Below are 24,761 nucleotides of genomic sequence, written 5' to 3'. Positions count from 1 at the left end.
ACTCTAAAGTGAGTACATGACAGTTACATTACTCTTAAATGACACTTTTATGACTTGATCTATTAGCTTAATTATTTAGTCAGCGAAACTATCTTATCTATTGAAAATTCAAAAGAAAAACACGAACCCTTGTTAACTTCACTGCTAATATTTAATTTACTATCGTGACGAGTTAACACATGTTTTGTAATAGCAAGCCCTAAGCCTGAGCCACCTGTTGTTCTACTGCGAGCTTTATCAACACGATAAAAACGTTCAGTTAATCGGTTAATATGCTCAGGCGCAATACCATCGCCATTATCAGTAACACTAAAACACGCTTTATTGTTTTTGCGCTGCCAGGATACTTCTACTTTACCGCCTGGTTTTGTGTAATGAATTGCATTGAATACTAAATTAGAAAACGCACTACGCAGTTCATCCTCAGAGCCTTTAATATCAAGAGTTTTATCAATATCAAAAATCAGTTCGTGGCCTTTGTCTTGATTAATTGAGTTTGCTTCAGTGTGAATATAACCAAGTAATTGCGGCACATTTATAGCTTTATCGTTATCTTGGCGCCGCGCACCTTCAATACGCGAAAGCGATAATAATTGGCTGACTAAGCTGTCCATGCGCTTGCACTGCTCAAGCATGGTATTTTGCGCTTTGTTCCACATTGCTGGCGGCGGCATCATGTCGCCATCCATCATCTCAAGATACCCAGTAACCACGGTAAGCGGTGTACGTAGTTCATGCGAAACATTGGCGACAAAGTCTTTGCGCATTTGTTCAAGCTGTTTTAAGCGCGTCACATCTCGCACCACAACCATAAGCTGCGTGCTTGCATAAGGCATTACCCTAAACTCAAGTACCTGCTCAATACTATGACCGTTATCCAGCTCAAGCGGATCGTCAAATTCACCTTTGTGCATATATTTAGCAAACTTCGGTTCGCGAATTAAATTATCAAGACGCTGACCATGATCGGTTGGCCACTGCAAACCAAGCACCTTAAGGGCTAATTGATTACACCAGACAATACTTAAATCGTTTTGTAATACCACAACCGCATCAGGTACCGCTTCAGCTCCATCACGAAAGCGACGAATTAAATCTGCAAGCTCATTACGTTTTTTTCGATTACGGTGCTGTAGATGATAAATACCTTCAAACACTTGCTCCCACGCACCCTCCCCCTCTGGAGGGTTAAAGCTGCGCTGATTAAGTAGCCAATCGCTCAAACGATAAAGTTGGTGGTAGTGCCAAATAAGTAAGGAAAATGATCCTAAAAATAAAAGCAAAAATGGCGCGCCAACTAGCACGCCAATTAATAGTAAGGGTAAAAAATAGATAAACAGACGCTTTACTAACGCCTGTTTATTAACAACTCGATACATACACTCACTTTACCTTAGAGTAGTAATACATACGTATTTCATACATTAGCTAAGCTATAAGCTGATCACAGCTTACTTGAAAAACGATACCCAGCACCACGTACAGTTTGCACCAAACGGTCATGTCCAAGTGGGCCAATTGCTTTACGCAGACGACGAATGTGCACATCAACCGTGCGATCTTCTACGTAAACGTTAGTTCCCCATACATGGTCAAGCAGTTGTTCACGGCTATATACACGCTCAGGGTGAGTCATAAAAAAGTGCAGTAATCTAAATTCGGTTGGCCCCATATCAAGCTCGTTACCTTCTGAGGTAACACGATGCGAAATAGGGTCTAAACGCAGGCCATGTACTTCAATAGCTTCTTCTAATGAGGTTGGCGATACACGGCGAATAACTGCTTTTATACGCGCCATAAGCTCTTTAGGAGAGAACGGTTTAGTCACGTAATCGTCAGCACCTACTTCTAGGCCCCGTACTTTGTCCTCTTCTTCGCCACGAGCTGTAAGCATAATAATTGGAATTTGGCGGGTATGTTCGTTTTGCTTAAACTTTTTAGCAATTTGGATACCGCTTCCACCAGGTAACATCCAATCAAGTAAAACCATATCTGGGTAAGGTTCAACCATAGCTGCAATAGCAGAGTCGTAATCTTCTGCTTCAATTGCTTGAAATCCATTTTGCTCTAAAACAAAAACCAACATCTCCCTAATAGGAGCTTCGTCATCTACGACTAGTACTTTACGTGACATTCCAATTTATCTCTTACGCTATCGAATTAGTTTTCATTATTATGACTAAGTATGACATTTTTATGAAAGTGTAACGTGTAAATTAAAATGGTGGTAAAAAAAACACAAATTAGTGACAAAAAATATTATTAACATCATATTTTTAAAACCTTTTTAATATTTAACGTAGTAAAAAGAGATTTACGATAAATTTATGTAATAGCTCGCTTTTGAAATTATCTTTTTTGCATCACTATTAAAACCACTAAATAATATTAAACTAGCTGGGATCATTGCTTTACTAACCGAGATACTTTTACAGATCGATCGTTTAAAAGTAGCTTTAAAGCCATTTTAAAATCAACAAACCCGCCTGTGTAACAATCAATACGTTTAAAAATAGATCTAAATTTTACTAAGCCTAAAATAAAGGATCAGATTTTTACTAAGCCGATCCACCCTCAGATCAGAGTTGTACCTAGTTAAAGCCATAACTGTTGATTTTTTATACTAACAAAACAAAGATCAAATTATCTCAGAGCCTAAAATAGCATTAAAGTATATTTGGCTTAGTAAAGTAATGATCCGAAAAAGGCTATGTTAGTAAATGCGTGATCCCAAATAACCAGGTTAGTAATACAGTGATCTCAGCATAATAAAATTGATAGGTATTAAAAAAGCCAGAAACTAAGTTACTGGCTTTTGAAAGAATCGCTTATAAAAGCGTATTATCTAATTTTTGGATCTAGTTCACCGCTTAAGTATTTAAGGTGCATTTCATCAAGTGAAATTGGCTTAATTTTACTTGCCTGTCCTGCTGTGCCGAACGAGTTGTAACGCGCTACACAAATCTCTGTCATCGCTTTTGTAGCTTCTGCTAAGTATTTTCGCGGGTCAAAGTTAGATGGGTTAAGCGCCATATGACGGCGAATAGCACCAGTAGAAGCTAAGCGTAGGTCTGTATCTATATTTACCTTACGAACGCCAAACTTAATACCTTCTACAATTTGCTCTACTGGTACACCGTAAGTTTCAGGAATTTCGCCACCGTATTGATTTATGATCTCTAACCACTCTTGTGGTACAGACGACGATCCATGCATTACTAAATGCGTATCAGGAATACGTGCGTGGATCTCTTTAATACGATCAATTGCTAAAATATCATCTGTTGGCGGGCGCGTAAATTTGTAAGCCCCGTGCGATGTACCACAAGCAATAGCCAGCGCATCTACATGGGTTTTATTTACAAAGTCTGCAGCTTCTTCAGGGTCGGTAAGCATTTGATCCGTAGTTAGTTTACCTTCTGCGCCTACACCATCTTCTTCGCCAGCTTCACCTGTTTCAAGTGAGCCAAGTACACCTAACTCGCCTTCAACCGATACGCCACACGCGTGCGCCATCGCAACAGTTTCGCGTGTTACTTCTACATTGTATTCGTAGCTTGAAGGGGTTTTACCATCGCTCATTAATGAGCCATCCATCATTACAGATGAAAAACCTAGTTGAATTGAACGTTGGCAAATACCAGGTGAAGTGCCGTGATCTTGGTGCATTACAACGGGGATATGTGGCCATTCTTCAACGGCTGCTAAAATCATGTGACGAATAAATGGAGCACCAGCATAAGCACGTGCGCCTGCTGATCCTTGAACAATTACTGGGCTGTTGGTTTTATCAGCCGCTTCCATTATTGCGCGCATTTGCTCTTGGTTATTCACGTTAAAGGCAGGTACGCCGTAACCATGTTCAGCTGCATGATCTAAAAGTTGTCGCATACTGATTAAAGCCATTGGGTATTCTCCAATTTATCGACAGCAGTCTCCTACCATCTAGTTTGAACGGATTTGTTAGTTTAGCGTTTAAATAACACCACGAAAAATCACTATTTAGCAGCAAAGTTCCGTCAAAATTAATTATTAAATTAGGGTGAGAGGTATTTAATAACTAATTGTTGGCGAGGGTTTCCCCCTCACCTTACACGGCTAAATAAATTTATTTAGCGCGTGACTCTAGCATTTCTACTGCTGGAAGTTTTTTTCCTTCTAAAAACTCTAAGAACGCACCACCACCGGTAGAAATGTAAGAAACTTTATCGGCAATGCCGTATTTATCAATTGCAGCTAAGGTATCACCGCCACCAGCAATTGAAAACGCTTTTGAATTTGCAATAGCTTGAGCAATAGCACGCGTGCCATTACCAAACTGATCAAACTCAAATACGCCAACAGGGCCATTCCAAACTACAGTACCTGCATTTGCTATAATTTTAGCAAGTTGGCTGGCTGTATCTGGGCCAATATCAAAAATCATATCGTCGCTTGTCACTTCGCTTACATCTTTAAGCGTAGCAACAGCTGAGTCTGAAAACTCATTACCTACTACAACATCGGTAGGAACCGGAATTTCGCCATCGTTTTCTTTAGCTGCTGCACATAAACGATTTGCTTCATCCATTAAATCAGCTTCATAAAGTGATTTACCGACCGGGTGACCCGCAGCTGCAATAAAGGTATTAGCAATACCGCCGCCTGTTACTAGCTGATCAACAATCGTTGAAAGCGAGTCTAAAACAGTTAATTTAGTTGATACTTTAGAACCACCAACAATAGCCACTAATGGGCGAGCAGGGTTATCAAGTGCTTTACCTAATGCTTCAAGCTCAGCTGAAAGTAAAGGGCCAGCACATGCTACATCGGCAAATAAGCCAACGCCATGTGTAGAGGCTTGTGCACGGTGAGCCGTACCAAATGCATCCATTACATATACATCACACAGTGCTGCAAGTTGTTTTGATAACGCTTCATCGTTCTTCTTTTCGCCTTTGTTAAAGCGTACGTTTTCAAACACAACGACTTCGTTACCAGCAACTTCAACGCCGTTTAGGTAATCTTTTTCAAGGCGTACATTTTGCTCTAGGGCATCGTTTAGGTAATCAGCTACAGGGGCAAGTGAAAACTCATCATCGTATTCCCCTTCTGTAGGGCGGCCAAGGTGTGACATAACCATTACTTTAGCGCCTTTTTCAAGCGCTAATTTAATAGTAGGCAGTGCAGCACGAATACGCGCATCTGACGTCACTTTACCTGCTTTCACTGGTACATTTAAATCTTCACGAATTAATACGCGCTTGCCGTTTAAATCTAAATCTGCCATTTTTATGACCGACATGAACATCTCCTTAGTTAACGATACTTGAACCTGAAAAATAAATTTTAAAATTATTATAAAATACGTTTACTTAGCCATCATCTCACGCGCTGTATCTAGCATGCGATTGGCAAAACCCCACTCATTGTCGCACCAAACAAGTAACTTTATCAGCCTTTTATGACTAACTCGTGTCTGCGTGCCATCAATAATACAAGAATGCGGGTCGTGATTAAAATCAACCGATACAAGCGGCTCTTCGGTATAACTTAAAATACCTTCTAAGCGATCTTTTGCCTGTGCTTTAAGTGCATTATTTACTGCATTTAAATCAACATCTGCGTTAACCGTTACGCTTAAGTCCATCGCCGTTACGTTAATCGTTGGTACACGCACCGCAATCGCTTCAAAGCGACCTTTAAATTTAGGCAAAATACGGTCTATACCACGGGCAAGCTTTGTATCTACCGGAATAATAGACTGACTCGCAGCGCGAGTACGGCGTAAATCATGATGATACGCATCTATTACTTGTTGATCGTTCATCGACGCATGAATAGTAGTAATAGCGCCCGACTCAATACTAAACGCATCATCTAATACTTTAATTACGGGTACCACACAGTTTGTGGTACACGAGCCGTTAGATACAATAGTGTGCTCGCTTTTAAGCTCATCGTCGTTTATGCCGTAAACAATAGTGGCATCTACGTCGTTATCAGCCGGATGCGAAAACAACACCTTTTTAGCGCCCGCTATAATGTGTAGCTGTGCGTGTTCACGCGAATGATAAACACCAGTACATTCAAGTACTACATCTATATCAAGGGTTTGCCAAGGTAATTCTACTGGGTTTTCTTCACAAAAAAGTGCAATGGTATCGCCTGCAACATTGATGGTGTCTTCACCAAGTTTTACAGGAAAAGAAAAACGACCGTGGGATGTGTCGTATTTTAATAAATGAGCAATAGCTTCAGGGTCAGCAAGTTCGTTAATCGCAACAATTTTAATCTCGTCGCTTAAACCTGACTCGTATAACGCGCGGACAATATTTCGACCAATACGACCAAAACCATTAATTGCAAGTTTGATTGCCATGAAATATAAAATCCACTCTAGTTACGTGCAGATAAAGGCAATATGCCTTTTAGATGTCTGTATTGTAATCGACCTTACACATTATTATAAGAGGGAGCGATTAGAAACTTTAAATTAACCCAAAAGTAGCTTAATTGCCTTGCTACTTTTGGGCGTTCACCATGGTGTAAACTTATTCTTTACTGCAGTGCTTTCAATACATTAATAATATCTTCGGGTTCTGAACGAGTGCGGTAATCAACATCAACATAACGCCACGTTACCCTACCTTCGTTATTTAAAACAAAGGTTGCAGGGATAGGTAAAATACTGCCATTGCCATTATTAAGCGACTCTAAATCAAGGCCGCGGTCTACGCGCATATGCTCTAATAAAAATGTCGGGACTTTCCACGCTACGCCATAACTTGCTGCTACATCTGCATTTTGGTCCGACAGCACTACAAAATCCATGTTACTTATTTCGTTTTCGCTCATTGAACCATCAGGCACTTCTGGGCTAATAGCAACCAGCTGTGCGCCTAACGCATGAATTTCAGGTAAGCGAGCTTGGAGCGCTTTAAGCTGTAAATTACAGTATGGGCACCAACTACCACGATAAAAAGTAATAACCACAGGGCCTTTAGCAAGTAACTCGGTTAACTGCACCGGTTGAGCATGTTGATTTGGTAACTCAAAGCTTGGCGCGTTTTGGTTTAAAGCAAGTGCATTAGCCCCCTCTTTAAAGGATTTGGCTTGAGCAATGCTCTCATCAACACCTTTCATAAAGTCAGGATTACCTTTTCGCCCCGCGGCTACTTTTGCCTCGGTTTGTGCTTTTAATGTGTTGCTTTCATCGCTCATTGTATGGCTACCTTCAAATTATTCAAAAACTGAAGCTAGCTTACAGTACGAAACTGTATTTGGAATTAAATTTTTAACTTAATCATCCACTTCTAAATCAAACACCACGTTTATAGATGATTTAAAGCTTATTGTTGCCTGTAAATCGTTACTACGTATTTGAGGAAAAGAATTATTGCCTTGCTGCGCCCTGTGCATATTGGTTATGGCTGTACTAAAACCACTGTCATAGTTGTTTTTAGTTGAGCGAATAGTGCGTACTTCACCTACTTTTGCATTGAATGAATCGGCAAGTAAATCCGCTTTTATTTTTGCATCTTCAATTGCTAACTGTGTGACTTGCGCTTGTAGTTGTTCAAATTTTGAAGATGAAAACTCAATATTTTGAATGGCATTTACTTCTTTGTTCAATAAAAAATCTGTTAAATCGCTCAAACGCTCAATACTGTTTAGCGTTACTTCAAACGTTCTTATCGCTGAGTATTCGCTAAGGGCCTGATGCCCTGTTTCAATATAATCCATCCCTGTTTTTTCAATTTTAACGTTTGAGGCAACTAAGTCATCGGCGCTTATTTCAAATTGATTGAGCCCATCTATTAATAGCTTCACTTTATTCACAAGCGTGTTATTGGCGGCTTTCGGCTCATTTTTAACGCTATTCACTTTAAATAGTATTTTAGCCATGTCAGGCTCAACTAATACCTCAGCAGTGCCTTGCACTGAGATATGACGATTGGCAGGTAAGCTCGAATTAGCAAAAGCGATAACTGGGAATAAAGTTAAGAAAATAGTAGTGATGAGTTTCATGTTTCGTCCCTAAAAAGTGCCATGCTGGGTTATGCGTCCATATTAATAAATAGCAGCCAATCGTGTTTCAGCGAATGTTTAATTACTGTGTGCTTGATGCAGCTTTTGACTTTGGCTTAATCGTTTTTTCTTTGTGTGGGTTAGGTATTAATGCTGAAATATTTTCTTGTGAAATAATAAGTAACTTATCTTGTTTATTATCATAAACAAATAAATTCCCCATTGTTGAGGCTACTATTTGAACATTTTTAATTTGAGTTACTTTACTCTGAGCAATTGGATAATTTAATGACAAGTGATAATTCATTGTTCTTTCATTTATTATATCTTTACTGTGTGAATGCGCCAACATAGTAGGGTATGTAGATATTATAAGTGCTAAAAATAATATTACTGAGTAACTAGGCTTTAATAAATAGAACGGGTAACCAAAGCCATAATAAAGTTTTTTTAACACGGTTGTTTTACTAGGATCTGGCATGTGTCCTGAGCGCCAATTTAAATAAATAGCTGTTAAAACGATGATCGCAGTATAAAGAGTAATAAGTAAAGGGTTTGAAATCAGTGCCAGTAAAAAGTCACTTATTTCAATGAAATTGAATATATCAACCGAGAAGTTATTAAGTAAAACGTAAAGATACACAACGCCTGATAAACTACCCAGTAAGTAAAGAATAGTAAGAAACACACCAAAATTATTGTGAATGTACTTTTTAACTGCTTTAAGGTCATTGTTTAACTGGTTGTAATACTTACTGGCGGCTTCAATTACCATAATAAATCCTTTTAAAATTCTTATCTTAACAAAATAATTAGTAAATTCTGTAGTTTTGTTAAATTATTGACCTCAACTGCAACTCCTTCCCACGACTTATTTGATGGCACTGAGCTAGTAGTAATTCGGCGGTCGCTTGTGCATCGGTAAGCGCATGATGACAATGATAGCTTGGTAACTCATAACGCATACGACACGCACTTAGAGTTAAATCATCTTGTTTTATATCACATGAATGATTAATTAAGCGTTTTTGTTCTATATGAAGCGTATCAAGGATGAGTTTGGGCTGAATATTAATATTTGCGTTTTTTAGCGCCACTTTTAAAAAGCCCCAATCAAGCATTGCATTATGAAACACTAAAATACAGTCGCTAAAGTGGCTGCTTAATTGCGCTAATATACTGGTAAGGCTTTGCCCTTTAGCTAAAGTATCGTCGTTAATTCCATGATATACAGGGCTTTGCTCTAGGCTTTTAACATCTTTATTAACTAAGTGTTTTGACTCACTCATTTTTATACATTGGTTATCTATTACAACCCACGCTACCGATACAATTTCGTGTTGTTTTGCATCAAGCCCTGTTAGCTCTAAATCAATAACTAAATAGCGCTGCGTTAACGCATTTTGACTTAATAAATTTCGCTTTTTAAAGTACTCGCTAAATAATTTTTTGACCATGGTCTTTCCTAAAATACGCCTTATAAACTGCCACGAGCGAATTTAAACGCGGCGGCTTGCTGCGCTTGCTTAACTAAGTAAAAAGCTTCTTTTAACTGGTGGCGCTCAAGCGAATTTAACTTATCAGGATTAATACAGTTACTTGGCAATCCTTCTTCATTTATTTGAGTACTTAAGCGCAGTTGAGTTAAGAATCGCCAGCAATCTTTTAAATTATATATATCCTTTTTACTGAGTAAGCTGTGCTTTAAAAGCGCATCTAATCGCTCTTGTGTATTAGCGCGCCTAATTCCAGCTTTAAGTGCGTATAACCTTGCTATGTCGTTAATAATAACCACACCACGTGTTTTTAAATCTATGTATTTATTATTTTGATCGGTTTTTTCGGTTTTAAATTTGTTAAATAGACCAATCGGTACGCTGTTACTGCTTATATCGGTTGCCATAGCGGCATAAAATAATTCATTGCGAGATATGCGAGTAAGCTGCTCACAAAAGCTGCTGTACAAGGCATTTGAGCCTTCAATAAAGCGCAAATCAAAAAATATTTTGCAGTTAAGCATGGCGTTTGGCGTTGGGCTTTTTATCCATTTAAAAAAGCGCTCACACCAGTCACTTATACTCATTCGGCATAAATCGCTGCTGGCCATTATATTCCCAGGGCAACGTCTAATTCCGCACTCTACTAACTGTTCACATACAAACTCCCCCATATGTTTAAAATAAGCGTGTTGTTCATCACTTAAATCATCAGGCAGTAGTAAACCGTTGTCTTGGTCTGAGTGCAGGGTTTGCTCTTCTCGCGCTTGCGAGCCAAAACAAATAAAGCTAAAACTGGTGGGCGCTGCGCCATTATCTTCTTGAAATAAATGAATAAGGCGTGATGTTAGTGCATCGGTTAAGCCGCTTAATAATTTACCAATTAGTGATATATCATCAATGTTGTATGAAAAACTACGCAGAAGCTCAGGAATTTCTTTTGCGTAGCGTTTTAAGTCAGTAATGGTATGCGCTTTATAAATGCGGCCAATGAGCTGTACTGGGTCGCTTTTTTGCTGGCGTAGTAAATCGGTGCTAGTAAGCATACCCAATGGTTTATGGTTTTCATCAAGTACAGGTAAGTGATGAATATTGTATTTAAGCATTAAATGCAGCGCAGAAAACACGCGGTTATTTTCAAAAATAAACTTGGGTTTAGCGGTCATTATGCTGCTAACAGCTTCTTGTGGATCTACTTCGTCGGCAAGTACTCTATTACGTAAATCGCGGTCAGTAACTACACCGACTAAATGGGCATGTTCGGTGATCATAATTGATGACACACCATGCTCTTTCATTTTTTTAGCACTTTGTCTAATGCTCGCATCAGGCGCTAAAGTTATCGCTTTACGGGTCATAAGCTCAGATATTTTACGCTCAGACCAGCTATCGCTTTTACTTTTATAGTGTGATGAGAGTAAACGGTTTGCGTGTGCTCTTACAAAGTATTGTTCAAACGGTTTGTATTCACGGCGTAAAAAATCAAAATGCTCTTGGCTGAGCATATACACTATACCCTCTTTTTGAACCGCTAACCTATTTTGTATTGCTTCACCGGTTAAAAGCGAGGGGTAACCAAAATAGTCACCTTGCGCTAAACGCGTTATTACATTGCCTTTGGCATCAACCAAATCGTATAAACCTGAGCGAATTAAAAAGAGCTTTGGGCTTTCGCTTTGCAGCCATTGAGTTTGATTTTCGCGTGTTAAGTAAACACAATCTAAATGGCTTACAAAGTATTCGCATGCACTCGTTTGCAGCATACTAAAAGGCGCTTGCATACACACATACTGGGCTACTTCTTGTTGTTCTACACTCATTGTTGCACTCATTAAAAAGTATACACAGCACCAATGTACTCATTATTTATACAAATAAAAAGCCCGACTAAAGTCGGGCTTTTGGTGCTTTATAAATAAGTAGGCTTAGTGAGCATGTGCTCCAGCCGACCCTTTAGGATTACGAATACCTTCTACCATTTCTTGAATTTCAACAGGTGTAGGCTGAGTAAACTTAAGTACTGTAGCTGCAACTACAAAGTTAATAATCATACCAACTAGGCCTATGCCTTCTGGAGAAATACCTAAGAACCAGTTTTCAGGACTATTTAACTCAGGGCTTACAAACTTAAAGAAGATAATATACGCAGCGGTAAAGCCAATACCCGTTACCATGCCGGCAATTGCGCCTTCTCTGTTCATTGTTTTAGAGAATATACCCATAATAATTGCTGGGAAGAAACTCGCCGCCGCTAAACCAAAGGCAAATGCGACCACCGATGCTACAAACCCAGGCGGATTAATACCAAAGTACGCGGATATAACAATGGCAACCATCGCAGCTAATCGAGCGGCCAGTAGCTCTTGTTTATCGCTAATATCGGGTTTAAGGGTGCGCTTGAGTAAATCGTGCGACACCGAGGTCGAAATAACCAGCAGTAAACCGGCGGTAGTAGATAGTGCTGCAGCAATACCTCCTGCGGCTACTAAGGCAATTACCCATGCTGGTAAGTTGGCAATTTCAGGGTTAGCAAGCACCATAATATCGCGGTCTACTTTTACTTCGTTTGCGCTATTTGGATCTTCAATTTTACCTGCTGTGTAGAACATTTTGCCATCACCGTTTTTATCATCAAAGGTAATAAGGCCTGTGCGTTCCCAGTTTTTAATCCACGCTGGTGCTTCTGCGTATTCTGTACCACTGCCGTCTTTACCGTTAATGGTATCAATCATGTTTACACGAGCAAACGAGGCAACCGCGGGTGCTGTGGTATAAACAATAGCAATAAATACCAGTGTCCACGCTGCTGAAATACGTGTGTCTTTAACACGAGGTACAGTGAAAAAGCGAACAATTACATGTGGTAAACCAGCAGTACCCACCATTAACGCACCTGTAATTGCAAATACGTCAATCATGCTCTTAGAGCCTTCGGTGTATTGGGCAAAGCCAAGCTCTGCACTTAAACCGTCTAACTTATCGAGTACATAAACGCCGTCAGTGCCAATAAGTGTGGCGCCAAAACCTGTTTGAGGGAAGAAGTGGCCTGTCATCATCATCGAGATAAAAATAGCAGGAACAAGGTAAGCAAATACAAGCACACAGTACTGTGCTACTTGCGTGTAGGTAATGCCTTTCATGCCGCCAAGTACTGCATAAAAGAATACAATCACCATACCAATGTATACACCGGTTTCAATTTCTACTTCTAAAAAGCGAGAAAATACCACGCCTACGCCGCGCATTTGCCCTGCAATGTAAGTAAAACAAATAAAGATGGCACACAAAATAGCAACAACACGCGCTGTTTGTGAATAGTAACGGTCGCCAATAAAATCAGGTACCGTGAATTTGCCGAATTTACGTAAGTAAGGCGCTAAACACATAGCGAGTAATACATAACCGCCGGTCCACCCCATTAAGTAAACGCCGCCATCATACCCTGCGAACGAAATAATACCCGCCATTGAAATAAACGACGCGGCGCTCATCCAATCCGCAGCTGTTGCCATACCATTAGCAAGTGGTGGTACGCCGCCGCCCGCTACGTAAAATTCTTTAGTTGAGCCCGCTCGAGCCCAAATTGCGATGCCGATATAAAGCGCAAAGCTTAAACCAACAATTATAAATGTGAGTGTTTGAACATCCATTGCTTAGCTCCTATTCGTCTACGCCGTATTTTTTATCTAACGTATTCATTTTGAAAACGTACACAAAAATCAAAGCAACAAAGGTGTAAATCGCGCCTTGCTGGGAGAACCAGAAGCCAAGTTTAAACCCAAAAAAACGTACTTCATTAAGTACATCTACCAGTAATATGCCAAAGCCAAACGAGACCACAAACCACACTGCTAGTAATTTAAACAGTAGTGAAATGTTTTCTGCCCAATAAGCTTTTGCTTGTTCTTCATCTTTAAAAGCCATTTTTATTTTCCCCTTTAAGCATCGCAGTATCGCGATGGGTGGTTTTTTATCTTCGCTAATCAATTTAGCAACGCAGCTTAAATATTGAATTGAGACCATAGTCGTAACAGCTTGTTAACGTTTACGTAAACTGTAAAGCAACATTTAACAAGCAACCATAAAAGATAGACTTTTCATAACGTTATGATATTAAGTAAGAGGTTATAAAGCACAGTAGCTCCAAATTGGTCAATAATGCGACATTAGTCTAATAAAAATACCAAATATAAATTTACTTAATATATTCAATACATTATAAAAATAAGCGCGTTTTAAAATAAAAATCTGCACGCACACTTATTGCCAGTTCTGGTATTGTGTTAATGCTCTCAAGGTTGAGGGAAATGTTTTACTAATAAGGTTAATAACAACATGACTGCCGTACTCATTATTGTTGCTTTAGGTTATATAGGTGTGCTGTTTTGGCTTGCCAACTGGGGCGATAAAACAACACCATTGGCAAAGCGTATAAGCCATCACCCTTTTGTATATTCATTATCTTTAGGTATTTATTGTACATCGTGGACCTACTATGGCTCTGTAGGTACAGCGGCCACCAGCAGCTGGAGTTATTTACCCATATTATTAGGCCCTGCACTGTTGTTTTTTTTCGGCCAAGGGTTTTTACGCAAACTGGTGTTAGTAAGTAAAAAGCAAAACATAACCACCATTGCCGACTTTATTTCTGCGCGTTATGGCAAGCGCCAAACCACTGCAATTATGGTTACTTTAATCGCATTATTAGCGACTATTCCTTATATTGCGCTGCAATTAAAAGCCCTTAGTACCAGCTTTTTACTGCTGCAAAGTAGTAATAAAATATCGGGCGATATGCTCGCGCTTTCTGCCACATTAATTATGGCAATGTTTGCAATATTTTTTGGTACTCGCAAAGTGGATGTAACAGAGTACCGCTCAGGTTTAATGCTCGCTGTGGCATTTGAGTCGATGATAAAACTTATTGCACTTGTTGCAGTAGCAGGGCTTGCTGTTTACACCCTTTTTAATATGCCTGTCGCAATATCAAGCAAAGTAAGCGAGTCTATTTGGCAGCACTGGGGCGATTTTAACTTTTTTAGTTTTGACTTTATTGGCCAATCGCTCATGGCCGCTGCGGCAATTATATGTTTACCGCGTCAATTTCATGTGACCGTGGTCGACAACCAAGACAAGCGCCATTTATTTACTGCCCGCTGGGCGTTTCCGCTTTATTTACTGCTTACCGCCGCGATGATTTTACCCATTGCCACCGCTGCTATTCATCCCGATATTGGTTCAGGTTTCTCGCCCGACAGCTTTGTATTAGCGCTTCCGTTAATTCACGACCAAGCATTTTTAACCACCTTTGTATTTATAGGCGGGCTAAGCGCTGCAACTGCAATGATAGTCGTTGCAACACTTACGCTAAGTACCATGATCTCAAACGATGTTGTATTGCCCCTGATGCTACGCCGTAAATTTAAACGTAATTTAATAACCAGTAGCTATAAATCGCGCATATTACTTGTTAGGCGTTTTACTATTGCTGGCATATTAATTTTGGCCTATTTTTATCAGCAATGGTTTGGCCACAGTAGTGCGCTGGCCAGTATGGGCTTAGTTGCATTTTCGTTGGTTACACAGTTATTACCCTCAATAGTCGGTGGTTTATATTGGCGAAAAGGCCACGCTTATGGCGTATATGCAGGCTTAATGGCGGGCTTTATTTGTTGGATATTATTTTTAATGATGCCAATACTTGATGCTGGCGCAATGATTGATAGCGAGCTGCAACAAACGCTTATTACTCGAGGTACTTTAATAGCGTTGTTTGCCAATATTGGCTGCTACATTAGTTTTTCATTAGGGGCAGAGGAGCGGTTAATAGATAAGATTCAGGCTGCTGCATTTGTTAACCCTAAAGATCAGACTATTTTATCAAGACGTTTAAATAAAGATGTAAAAGCCACTGTTTATGATTTTAAAATACTTTTGCAAACCTTTTTAGGTATTCAGCGCAGCCAACAAGTATTAGCCCATTACGCACTTGCCCATCATTTAAATGATAACAATGCTCATCCAAAGCCTGAATTTATAGCCTACTGCGAACGCGCATTAACGGGCGTGCTTGGCGCATCGTCGGCACAAGCGTTAATACATACGGTATCATCGGGTAAACGTATGGCGTTTGAAGAAGTTGTAAACTTTTTTGACGAAACCACACAAGCGCTGCAATTTAACCAAAACCTTTTATATACTTCTCTTGAAAACCTGAGTCATGGCATTTCAGTTGTCGACAAGGAACTAAAACTTGTTGCATGGAATAAGCGCTACGGAGAAATGTTTAGCTACCCTGAAGGCTTTCTAGAAGTAGGTCAACCCATACAAGACATAATTCGCTATAACGCAGAACGTGGCGAATGTGGGCCAGGTGAAATAGAGCGCCAAGTAGAAAAGCGCGTACAACACTTAAAAAATGGTAGTTCACATCACTTTATTCGCCATCGTCGTAACGGCCAAGTATTTGAAATGATTGGTAACCCTCTACCTGATGGCGGCTTTGTAACGAGCTTTTCAGATATAACCAATCACATTAGTACGCAAAATGCACTTGAAGAAGTAAATATGGATCTTGAAAACCGCATAGAGGCGCGAACTCAGGAAGTACAAACCATTAATAAAGACTTACAAGCACAAATAGACAGCCGCGTACAAACAGAGCAAGCACTCACTTTAGCCAAACGCGAAGCAGAGCAGGCCAACGACAGTAAAACCCGCTTTTTAGCACTGGCTAGTCACGATATTTTACAACCGTTAAACGCAGCACGTTTATACCTTGCCGCTATTGACGAAAAACAACTCGACAGCACAAATCAAAACAGCTTTGAAAAACTAGGCGACAGTCTTGATTCTACAGTGCATTTAATGTCAGCACTACTTGAAATAGCTAAACTAGAGCAAGGTGCTATGACGCCAACCCCACGCCACTTTTACATTGAAGACATTTTAGCGCCACTGCAAAGTGAATATGCTATTTTATCTAGCGATAAAGGCCTTAAGCTTAGTGTGCGCTCAAACCATCAAGTTGTGCACAGCGATATAACCTATCTACGTCGTATTATTCAAAACTTAGTATCGAACGCTGTTAAATATACTAATAATGGCCGAGTATTAATTGCCTGCAGAAACCGTAAACATAATTTACGAATAGAAGTATGGGATACTGGCCCCGGTATTAGCAAAGTAGAACAAGCTAAAATATTTAACGACTTTTACCGTGTTGAGTCTGGAGATAATAAAGGCGTAGGCTTAGGCCTAGGAGTTGTAAAACGAATGGCTGATTTATTAAGTTTGCCACTTGATGTGCATTCTGAGCCTAATAAGGGTAGCCGATTTAGTATTGAAGTTCCTTACGGCGACGAGCAATTTGTACAACAAAAAAATCCTACAAATAGCCTAATAGAAAACAGTGCAGCAATTAATATTGTTGCCGTAGATGACGACCCCGAAAACCTAGCTGCAATGGCAAGTTTGCTGAAAAAGTGGCAGGCTAACTACACATTGTTTGATAGCGTAGGTGACGTACTCGCACATGCTAAGCAAAGCAGCACACCCGATGTTATCTTAATGGACTACCAATTAGGTAGTGACTGCGATGGGATAACGCTAATTAAAACCCTGCGCGAAATTTGGCAAAGCCAAGTTCCTGCTATTTTAATTACCGCCGTGCGCGACACAGAGCTTAAGCAGGAAACTAAAGCCGCTAATATTCATTATTTGAGTAAGCCAATTAAACCAGGTAAGCTCAAAGCGCTACTTAATCACAGCACTTAATATCAAGAATTATGGGCTTTCCCTTACAAATACAAAACAAAAACCCAGTATTAATTTACTGGGCTTTACTTAACTAACTCGGCTTCTAAGCTTTTGAAACAACCAACTTAGCCCAACTAACGAAAGCCCTAATCCGATAAACGAAAGCGCTTTAAGTAAGCCCTCCAAATTAGCCATATCAATTAAAAATACTTTTACAATAACTGCAGCTAGTAAGCCTAAGCCTACTTTTTGTATTAATAGTTGATTTTTAAGATGACCAAAAATAACAGTACCCGCCCCCAATACTAACCAAATAACAGAGTAGCTATAAAGCTCTGCATTACTTGCGCCTTTCGATAAGTAAATGTAAGGACCTTGCCAGTATTGGCGAATGAAGCTGTTTATTGCCAATAATAAAAAGCCACCCGCAACGGCCAATACAAATGGCGTAGCCTTAGCATTTATTGGTTTTAGAAGCTTGGCCAGCCAAAGCGCTAATCCTGCAGGTACTAACCACAATGGTAATAACCAGTTAAATATTGGCAGCTCACCTATGTAAAGTGATTCAAGTAATGGGTTATCGTCAAACAGTGTTTTAATAGCAAAAAGCCCTGCTACCCCTGCAAGTGCAAAGCCCGCCACTTGGTATAACTTAGCTAAAGTACCGGCAAGTTTTGCTCTGTGTAAATACACACACCCTAATGCTAACCAGTTACAGGTAAGGAGTATTTGTTCGTAAAAGTTAAGTGAATCAAATTGCGGATAATGCCCTACTAACTGATAACTTGTTTCGGTTGTAATAAAAAGCGCTAAACAATGCAGTGCAGCACCTTCCAGCCATATTTTAAGTTTTGATGAGCCAAAACACCTAGCTGCGGCAAAAAATAGCGCAATACATAACGGATAAACCACAATACTCCAATGCAAACCAAATACAGTCAGTGCATCGTAGCTTGGTGTCCAAGGCGCAAACGTTAAGCGCAGTAATAACGCAGCAACCAAGGCTTTTATAGGCCAATGCGGTATAGGCACTGTATAGCGTTTAATAAGTACGCTTATAAGTAATACTTGTACAGCAAGAGCAATGGTTAGGCCGCTGTCACTTAGTAGCATGGTAATTGCTAACGTAATATTGGCATTAGCCCCTACCCAATAAGTAAAACGCTGAAAAAGCGTTGTATTATGCTGCGCACACTTTATTAAAATAGCGGTCACTATAAACAATACAACGGCCCAAAGTGGATATGCAGTACTTAACGCGGAATTAGGAATAAGCGTATACAAAGTCGCTATCATTACAAATACACTAAATGCTCCCGTAATATGAAACACTAAACGCTTAATCTGTTTTTTACCGTAATAAAGCCCAAAAGCGGTAAGTAACAATCCGAGTAATAAACCCAAACCGTATTCATTTTTGAATATAAAGAGTGCGTCATCAAATAGGTTTGGCGAAAGATACGTGCGTTCAGCGCCTATCACTAATAGCGTTGCATTTACTAATGCAACTCCTTGCCAAATATCCCAGCGGCTATTTTTAAGGACTAAAAATAGCATTAGTACAATGCTTAACACGCCAATTACTTGCCACTGCATATCAAAGTGACTGAACAACATAGTAAATATTAAGGGCGTTATAAAAGCGAGTAGTAATGCATGATCTGGAAGCACTTTAAGTAAGCGTTTTAAACTGTGCGGCCGGTGCTCAATAACATTCAGTTTTAGACCTAAGCGCGGTATAGCAATTAACCCTATAATACTAAGTAAAGCAAAAGCCCCCATTAACCAAACGGTATTAATCTTAAGTAATGTAAAACCAACTAAATACCAACCAATATGCCCTGCCCATAATAAGTACCACAACCAAGCTCGCTGTACTTTATGTGCAACTAACGCAGCTGACAAACTTACAAAACCAACATACATAAATAACGCAAACAAGTTACCGCTGCCTGTATTAACCAATATTGGAACGCTGTAAGCACCAATAATACCAAGCACGGCTAATAATGGGCCTAACCTAAGCGCCATCGCACTTGCGCTAATTGCAATAACTGCCAGTACAAAAAATGCCACGGTAGGGCTAAGCATATCGTAGCTACTGTAAGCTAAAAGCGTTAAAGCAAAACAGGTAATAAACCCGCCGCTGGCAAGTGCTGCGGGTATGTAATTATTAAAGCCTTCAAATACAATGCGTTTATGGTGTAAATAAGCTGCAGCTGCAATTAAGCTAAGCCCAAATAAGCCGCCTAAACTCAACCTCATTACAGGCGATAGTAATCCAGCCTCTAGGCTGTATTTAGCTAAAAATATCCCCCCAAATGCAAGCGCTATTGCGCCTATCCACGTCATCCAATTCTCTTCAAACCCTGTGCGTAATTTATTAAATAGTAATTCAATAGAAGATGGCTTTTTAGGCTTTGCTTTAACGTTACTGTTAACACTGGATTTAGCCGTTGCTTGCTGTTGTGTAGTTTGAGATTGGATACTTTGAGATTGAACAGCGTGAGGCTCAATAACATGACTTGAGTGTATGGGTTGTGGAGTATATGTTTTTGCAGTTACGGTTGTACTTTGGTGATGCGTAGTATCTGCATTTACAAATTGAGTTTGTTTTCCCCCTGCAGCATCAGCTTGTAGTTCATTCACTTTTGCTTTTAAAAGCGCTACATTTTGCTTTAAACTATTGAGTTGTATTAGTGCAATTAAGCCACAAATAGCCCCAGCTACAACCACTAATATAAGTATTACTGCTAAACCAATTAAATCATCCATGGCACACTCTATTGTTATTTTTTACTTGGTTAGTGTACCTATATTTACATATATGTGTGTAATATTTTGTATGTAAAAAAAGCCTAAGCACTTAAAGTACTTAAAATACTTAGGCTTTACGCTACTTAATATGTTTAAAGTTATTCAACACTATCGGTAATGGTGCGTTCTAGGGTCATTTTATAACCTGAGCTTGTTGTTTCATCATGCTCTAAAATTAATATGTAGTTACCCTCTTGTGTAAAATCCATATCGCTTTGTTGAATAAGCACAATTTGCTGACCGTTGTCTTCATATACAGCATAAACAGTGTAAATTTCATTATCTACAACTTGCTCTTCTTGGTCATACTTATCAAGTCCATCAACGACATTAGTTGTATCGTCTACCGTTTCACCGTTAAGTGTAAAGTAGACATCAACATCTGAAACCGGTTGCCCTGCGTAGCTTTCAATTAGGTTTACAACCGACACCGTATGGCTGTAACTACTTGGTGTTAGGTTTTCTTCAACGCTCATCATACGTAAACCGTTATCTACGTCGTTATAAAAAATACCCACCGCACTTTGCTCACGCTCTAGCGTCATTAAAAAGTTATCAGCTAATTTTGTTCCTTCTTCGTCGTACATCGCCACACTGTAACTATTAGGCGATAGCTCAATGTAATCAGTATACGTATCGCTTGCCACGGTATTTGTATTGTTAACAGTCGTACCGCGTGTAGTACTAAAGCTCACTGGCGAATAATCATCAACTGTATTTATAAAGCGTAATTGCCCTAGGGCAGATTGGTGTTTGAGCTCAGTAACGTAGTTATTATCAGTTACTATATCAAGAGTAATACCGCCGTCTTCTGTTGCATAGCTTGGACGGATCATTGCTACATAACTTGCTTCATCATAAAAATACACTGACGATGACTCGTAAATAACATCAGTACTGCCTGCTTTAGTAATATAAATTGTGTAGTAACCTTCATCTAAGCTTTGTAAATCTAACTCACTTAAATACTGCTCTGATGAAAAAAGATTTGCGCTTTCAAATACACCATCATCGGTTGCAAGGTAAACATCGTAGCTATCTTCTTCATCAGCGATATTGTAAAAGTCTAAGTTAAATTCACCGGTATCGCTTGATGTAGGTATGCTTAATTCTGTAAATGTAGGCTCGTCAAAATTGCCACTCATGACTACTAACTGGGTTTTATCGCCTTTAATTGATACTTCTTTTTCGCTAATAGTTATGTAGCTGTCGTTAGCGTCTAGGTATTCAAAACTTACATCGTAAGTACCTGTGCTGTAGTTATGACGAGTAGTTACTTCGGAAAAATCAGCGCCTGAACGTTCTGTTTCTTCAACAAATAAGCGTGTATATGGACTATTGTAAGAGCCGTTATACAATTGAATGTAACCTGTAGAGCTTGAGCTATCATCAGAGCCGCAGCCCGACAAAATAGTAATTAGACTTAAGGGTAATGCAGCTTTTAAAAGGGAGTTGGTCATTAAGGTTATTCCTTATTATTAATATCCCCATTATGACCTAAACATTCTATTTTAATTTCATGGTTTACAAAGTATTACCCTCACTGACACTTCCTTACGAAAATGTTAAAAAGTGTAGTAAATGTGCAAACAATAAGGACGTGTTTTTATATAATTGAAAACGCTTATAGGGCAATTTCAAAACGATCCCGACCTGTTTTTTTAGCTACGTATAGGGCTTGATCGGCACGCTTCATGACTTTATCGAGAGGCTCGTTAGCGGTTTGTTTTGCTACGCCAATACTTACTGTTAAATGGCGAGTATTTTTAACATTGATAGTGTGCGCAAGAGCAATTAATTGCTGCGAAAAGTCACACGCTTGCGTCATGTTATTTGTAGATAAATAACCACCGAACTCCTCCCCACCGAGACGAGCAAACTTGTTTTTGTGCGTAAAAGTATTGTCGAATTTAGTAGCCAGCTCTTTGAGCACCAAATCTCCAATATCGTGACCAAACTCATCATTAATCATTTTAAAGTGGTCTATATCGATAATTAAAATAACGTAAGGTGAGTGCTGAGCACTTTTAGCGTGCTGATAAAAATAGCGTCTGTTATGTACCTTAGTTAAATCGTCAATAATGAGTTCACGCGCTAATCGGTTATTAATACTTTGTACAAACCTCATCGTTTTAAATAAACCATAAGATGTTAAAAGCATGCCGATGGTCCAGCATAAGTCTTCCAAGTAAATACTCACCCAGTAAGGCTGTACAACTAACTCATCAAGCACATCTGCCGCGGTGCCAATGATCCATAGTAATAAACCGAAACTTGAAAAAATATATGCTTGTTTAGATAGCTCAGAGCATTGAACCATCCAAAACAGAAATATAATGACAATTAAATTAATAAAATCGGTAGTAAAACCGTACACATTGTTTTGAACTTGTAAGGGAGGAAAGTTAGTTAGGGAGTAGGCTGAAAAAATAGCAATATAAATCAATAAAGCTAAACTTAAAACTTTATTGATCAAAGGCATTTTATAAAAGTTAGAAAGTTTAACGGTAAGTCTTACTGTTTCAATCATATTAATTGCTAGGTTTTTCAGTACTTCATTTGAAAACTATAGCACAATAATAAAAACCACCACGAAGATGAAACCCGTAATAACCCCCAAATTTAAACTTAAACTACGCTACTAAGTCCCCACAATCCCAACACTAAAATAGTAATGCCAATCATCGCTTTAGTTCTATGTTTACTAATGATTCGCTCAGCTTCGTTACCGGCATAATAAACAATAATAGCCAAACCAAAGTAACGAATAGAACGCGCAATACCTGAGGCCAATAAAAATAGCCAAATAGAGTACTTAGTCGCGCCCGCTGCAAGCATCGCTATTTGAAACGGAATGGGCACAATGCCCAGTGTTATTACAAACCAAAAACCTTGATCTTGCATTTTTTGTTTAACGCTTTCAAATTGCTCAGGGCTCGAAAGCGTATTAATAACCCAATCACCAACCGCATCAAATAAATAATAACCCAATGCATAACCAAACAATGCCCCCACTACACAGCCCAAGGTCGCCATTAATGCTATAAGCCATAGCTTTTCTCGACGAGCCTGCATAAGAGGCACAAGCACTGCTTCAAGTGGAATTGGAACTATGGTTGACTCTAAAAACGACGCCACTGTTATACCGCTAAGCATATGCTTAGAGTCAATAAAATTACGCGTTTTTTCTTTTAGCTTTTTTTGAATGGCCATAGTAAATCCTTTTCACTTATCAGTAAGAACAAGAGTATTCAATAAATCAATAATCACATATTTAGGTTAATACACGCTGAAAACTGTGTACTAAATTTATCTGGCTCTAGGGTGTTAACAAATTAGTAATATCCATAAGAATATTTTATTATGTGCCAATGCAGTTAAATACCTACCAAAGCAGTTAAAAACTTATGCAAAGTGCGCGTTTTATTCCCTTTAGAAAGCAAGATATTGTTGATATGTGTAGCGAAGAGCTTAAAAGCAGTACACAAAAAACATCGTTTAAACAATTTTGCGATTTACTAGCAAGTCTTATTCATTACGATTACCACACGACACTTGAGTCACTTAAAAATAACTACGCCCCCTTTGATCCTAATAGCGATACACGCTCTTTAGCGCCGGTTTCAAATGCTCAAAAAGCGCAGTGCCAACGTGAATTTGCGCGCGACTTTGCCAAAGTACTCAACGCAGCTAACTTTGAAGTGATCACCAATGAAGATTTACAAGATGCATTAAATGAAGAGTCACTATTTAAAGTGCGCCTTGAAGTTGAATTTGATGACTTTGAAGAAGTGGTTTTTTATCGCCGTGGCGAGTCGCAACTGACCGAAACCATAACCAGCTTTTGGGGCCTTCGTAAAAAGCCGCTGCACTTTACTAATTACGACCGTGTTGCTGTGTTTATTCGTTTTAAAGATAAAGCCCACTTTGAAGCTAAAAATAAAACACCTTTAGGGTTTGAGCCAAGCTCGACCATAGTTAAGCTGTTTCAAAATGTACCAAAAGCCGACCTTGAAATGCTATTTCCTAATAGCGAAGTACGCATGCGCCCTATTGATAAAGTGATTATTGGCTCATCGGCTTTAGTTGGCGGTGCGGTGGTATTAATTACTAAGCTTGGCGCATCAATTTTATTGTTATTTGCTTTGTTTGCCTTTTGGGGTGGTTTTAGAAGTGAAGCTGTAGAAATGACACAACAACACTTTATTACCTTTGCCATTGGCATGGGAGTATTTGGCAGCTTTATTTTTAAAGAGTGGAGTAAGTTTAAAAACCGTAAAATTAAATTTATGAAAGCGCTTAGCGATAACCTCTACTTTAAAAACCTCGATAATAACGCCGGTGTTTTTCATACCCTTATTGACGCCGCCGAAGAAGAAGACACAAAAGAAGCCCTGCTTGCGTATACCTTTTTACTAAAATCAGAAAGTGGCTTAACTGCCCAAACGCTTGATGAACAAATAGAGGCGTGGTTTAACAGCAAATACCAGTGCGATCTTGATTTTGAAATTAGCGATGCACTTGAAAAATTGGAGCGTATGCGCTTAGTGACGAGCACTAATGATGTGTATAGCGCAATAAATTTGGAGCACGCGAAAACTATTTTGGATGAGCGCTGGGATAACCTGTTTCAATATAATTAACCTGCAAAGTTTACTTAACAACAAAAAAGCAGCTGAA

The 24,761-nt window shown here is 39.2% G+C and carries 18 protein-coding genes; 2 read left to right on the top strand and 16 right to left on the bottom strand.

Annotation, left to right across the window (positions count from 1 at the left end; all coding sequences use genetic code 11):
• Positions 1–71 precede the first annotated feature (71 nt).
• The 12 genes from phoR to V6260_RS05105 form a co-directional block, all read right to left on the bottom strand.
• Complete coding sequence (phoR, locus tag V6260_RS05160; protein ID WP_341592989.1) at positions 72–1,379, bottom strand: phosphate regulon sensor histidine kinase PhoR; 1,308 nt, start codon at positions 1,377–1,379, stop codon at positions 72–74.
• Between the two features lie 65 nt (positions 1,380–1,444).
• Complete coding sequence (gene phoB / locus V6260_RS05155) at positions 1,445–2,134, bottom strand: phosphate regulon transcriptional regulator PhoB (protein ID WP_006791869.1); 690 nt, start codon at positions 2,132–2,134, stop codon at positions 1,445–1,447.
• Between the two features lie 707 nt (positions 2,135–2,841).
• Positions 2,842–3,906, bottom strand: coding sequence for a class II fructose-bisphosphate aldolase (gene fba, locus V6260_RS05150; RefSeq protein WP_341592988.1), 1,065 nt, complete (start codon positions 3,904–3,906; stop codon positions 2,842–2,844).
• A gap of 202 nt (positions 3,907–4,108) precedes the next feature.
• Positions 4,109–5,284 (bottom strand): phosphoglycerate kinase, encoded by a 1,176-nt coding sequence (locus tag V6260_RS05145; RefSeq protein ID WP_341592987.1) that lies wholly within the window; start codon positions 5,282–5,284, stop codon positions 4,109–4,111.
• Positions 5,285–5,350: 66 nt separating this feature from the next.
• On the bottom strand, positions 5,351–6,361 hold the full coding sequence (gene epd / locus V6260_RS05140) for an erythrose-4-phosphate dehydrogenase (protein ID WP_341592986.1): 1,011 nt from the start codon (positions 6,359–6,361) through the stop codon (positions 5,351–5,353).
• A gap of 179 nt (positions 6,362–6,540) precedes the next feature.
• Entirely contained in the window at positions 6,541–7,203 is a 663-nt protein-coding gene (locus tag V6260_RS05135) for a peroxiredoxin-like family protein (RefSeq protein WP_341592985.1), read from the bottom strand.
• Between the two features lie 78 nt (positions 7,204–7,281).
• Positions 7,282–8,010 (bottom strand): SIMPL domain-containing protein, encoded by a 729-nt coding sequence (locus tag V6260_RS05130; protein ID WP_341592984.1) that lies wholly within the window; start codon positions 8,008–8,010, stop codon positions 7,282–7,284.
• A gap of 82 nt (positions 8,011–8,092) precedes the next feature.
• Positions 8,093–8,785: a hypothetical protein gene (locus V6260_RS05125; protein WP_341592983.1), complete on the bottom strand. Its 693-nt coding sequence runs from the start codon at positions 8,783–8,785 to the stop codon at positions 8,093–8,095.
• 58 nt (positions 8,786–8,843) lie between these two features.
• Positions 8,844–9,467 carry a 3'-5' exonuclease gene (locus tag V6260_RS05120; protein ID WP_341592982.1) on the bottom strand — a complete coding sequence of 208 codons (624 nt, stop codon included), beginning with the start codon at positions 9,465–9,467 and terminating at the stop codon, positions 8,844–8,846.
• 20 nt (positions 9,468–9,487) lie between these two features.
• Positions 9,488–11,326 (bottom strand): DUF294 nucleotidyltransferase-like domain-containing protein, encoded by a 1,839-nt coding sequence (locus tag V6260_RS05115; protein WP_341592981.1) that lies wholly within the window; start codon positions 11,324–11,326, stop codon positions 9,488–9,490.
• Positions 11,327–11,431: 105 nt separating this feature from the next.
• Positions 11,432–13,156, bottom strand: coding sequence for a sodium:solute symporter family protein (locus V6260_RS05110; protein ID WP_058547129.1), 1,725 nt, complete (start codon positions 13,154–13,156; stop codon positions 11,432–11,434).
• 10 nt (positions 13,157–13,166) lie between these two features.
• On the bottom strand, positions 13,167–13,430 hold the full coding sequence (locus V6260_RS05105; RefSeq protein ID WP_004586074.1) for a DUF4212 domain-containing protein: 264 nt from the start codon (positions 13,428–13,430) through the stop codon (positions 13,167–13,169).
• A 411-nt stretch (positions 13,431–13,841) separates the two neighbouring features.
• On the opposite strand from V6260_RS05105, the gene V6260_RS05100 reads away from it, so the two are divergent.
• The gene (locus V6260_RS05100) at positions 13,842–17,282 is read left to right on the top strand and encodes a PAS domain-containing hybrid sensor histidine kinase/response regulator (protein ID WP_341592980.1); all 3,441 of its coding nucleotides are present in this window, start codon (positions 13,842–13,844) and stop codon (positions 17,280–17,282) included.
• A gap of 69 nt (positions 17,283–17,351) precedes the next feature.
• Here V6260_RS05100 and V6260_RS05095 read toward each other — a convergent pair whose 3' ends face one another.
• From V6260_RS05095 to V6260_RS05080, 4 genes are all read right to left on the bottom strand, one after another.
• Complete coding sequence (locus V6260_RS05095; protein ID WP_341592979.1) at positions 17,352–20,039, bottom strand: DUF2339 domain-containing protein; 2,688 nt, start codon at positions 20,037–20,039, stop codon at positions 17,352–17,354.
• A 140-nt stretch (positions 20,040–20,179) separates the two neighbouring features.
• Complete coding sequence (locus V6260_RS05090; protein WP_341592978.1) at positions 20,180–21,541, bottom strand: hypothetical protein; 1,362 nt, start codon at positions 21,539–21,541, stop codon at positions 20,180–20,182.
• Positions 21,542–21,705: 164 nt separating this feature from the next.
• A complete protein-coding gene (locus V6260_RS05085) occupies positions 21,706–22,611 on the bottom strand; it encodes a GGDEF domain-containing protein (RefSeq protein WP_341592977.1) in 906 nt (301 codons plus the stop codon).
• Between the two features lie 98 nt (positions 22,612–22,709).
• Entirely contained in the window at positions 22,710–23,294 is a 585-nt protein-coding gene (locus tag V6260_RS05080) for a YqaA family protein (protein WP_341592976.1), read from the bottom strand.
• A gap of 194 nt (positions 23,295–23,488) precedes the next feature.
• Between V6260_RS05080 and V6260_RS05075 the strand changes: the two genes are divergently transcribed.
• Positions 23,489–24,724 carry a TMEM143 family protein gene (locus V6260_RS05075; RefSeq protein ID WP_341592975.1) on the top strand — a complete coding sequence of 412 codons (1,236 nt, stop codon included), beginning with the start codon at positions 23,489–23,491 and terminating at the stop codon, positions 24,722–24,724.
• Positions 24,725–24,761: the final 37 nt, after the last annotated feature.

Source organism: Pseudoalteromonas aliena (genome assembly GCF_038155085.1).
In the GTDB taxonomy this organism is placed as follows: Bacteria; Pseudomonadota; Gammaproteobacteria; order Enterobacterales; family Alteromonadaceae; genus Pseudoalteromonas; species Pseudoalteromonas aliena_A.
This window is presented reverse-complemented; position numbering and strand designations above follow the sequence as displayed.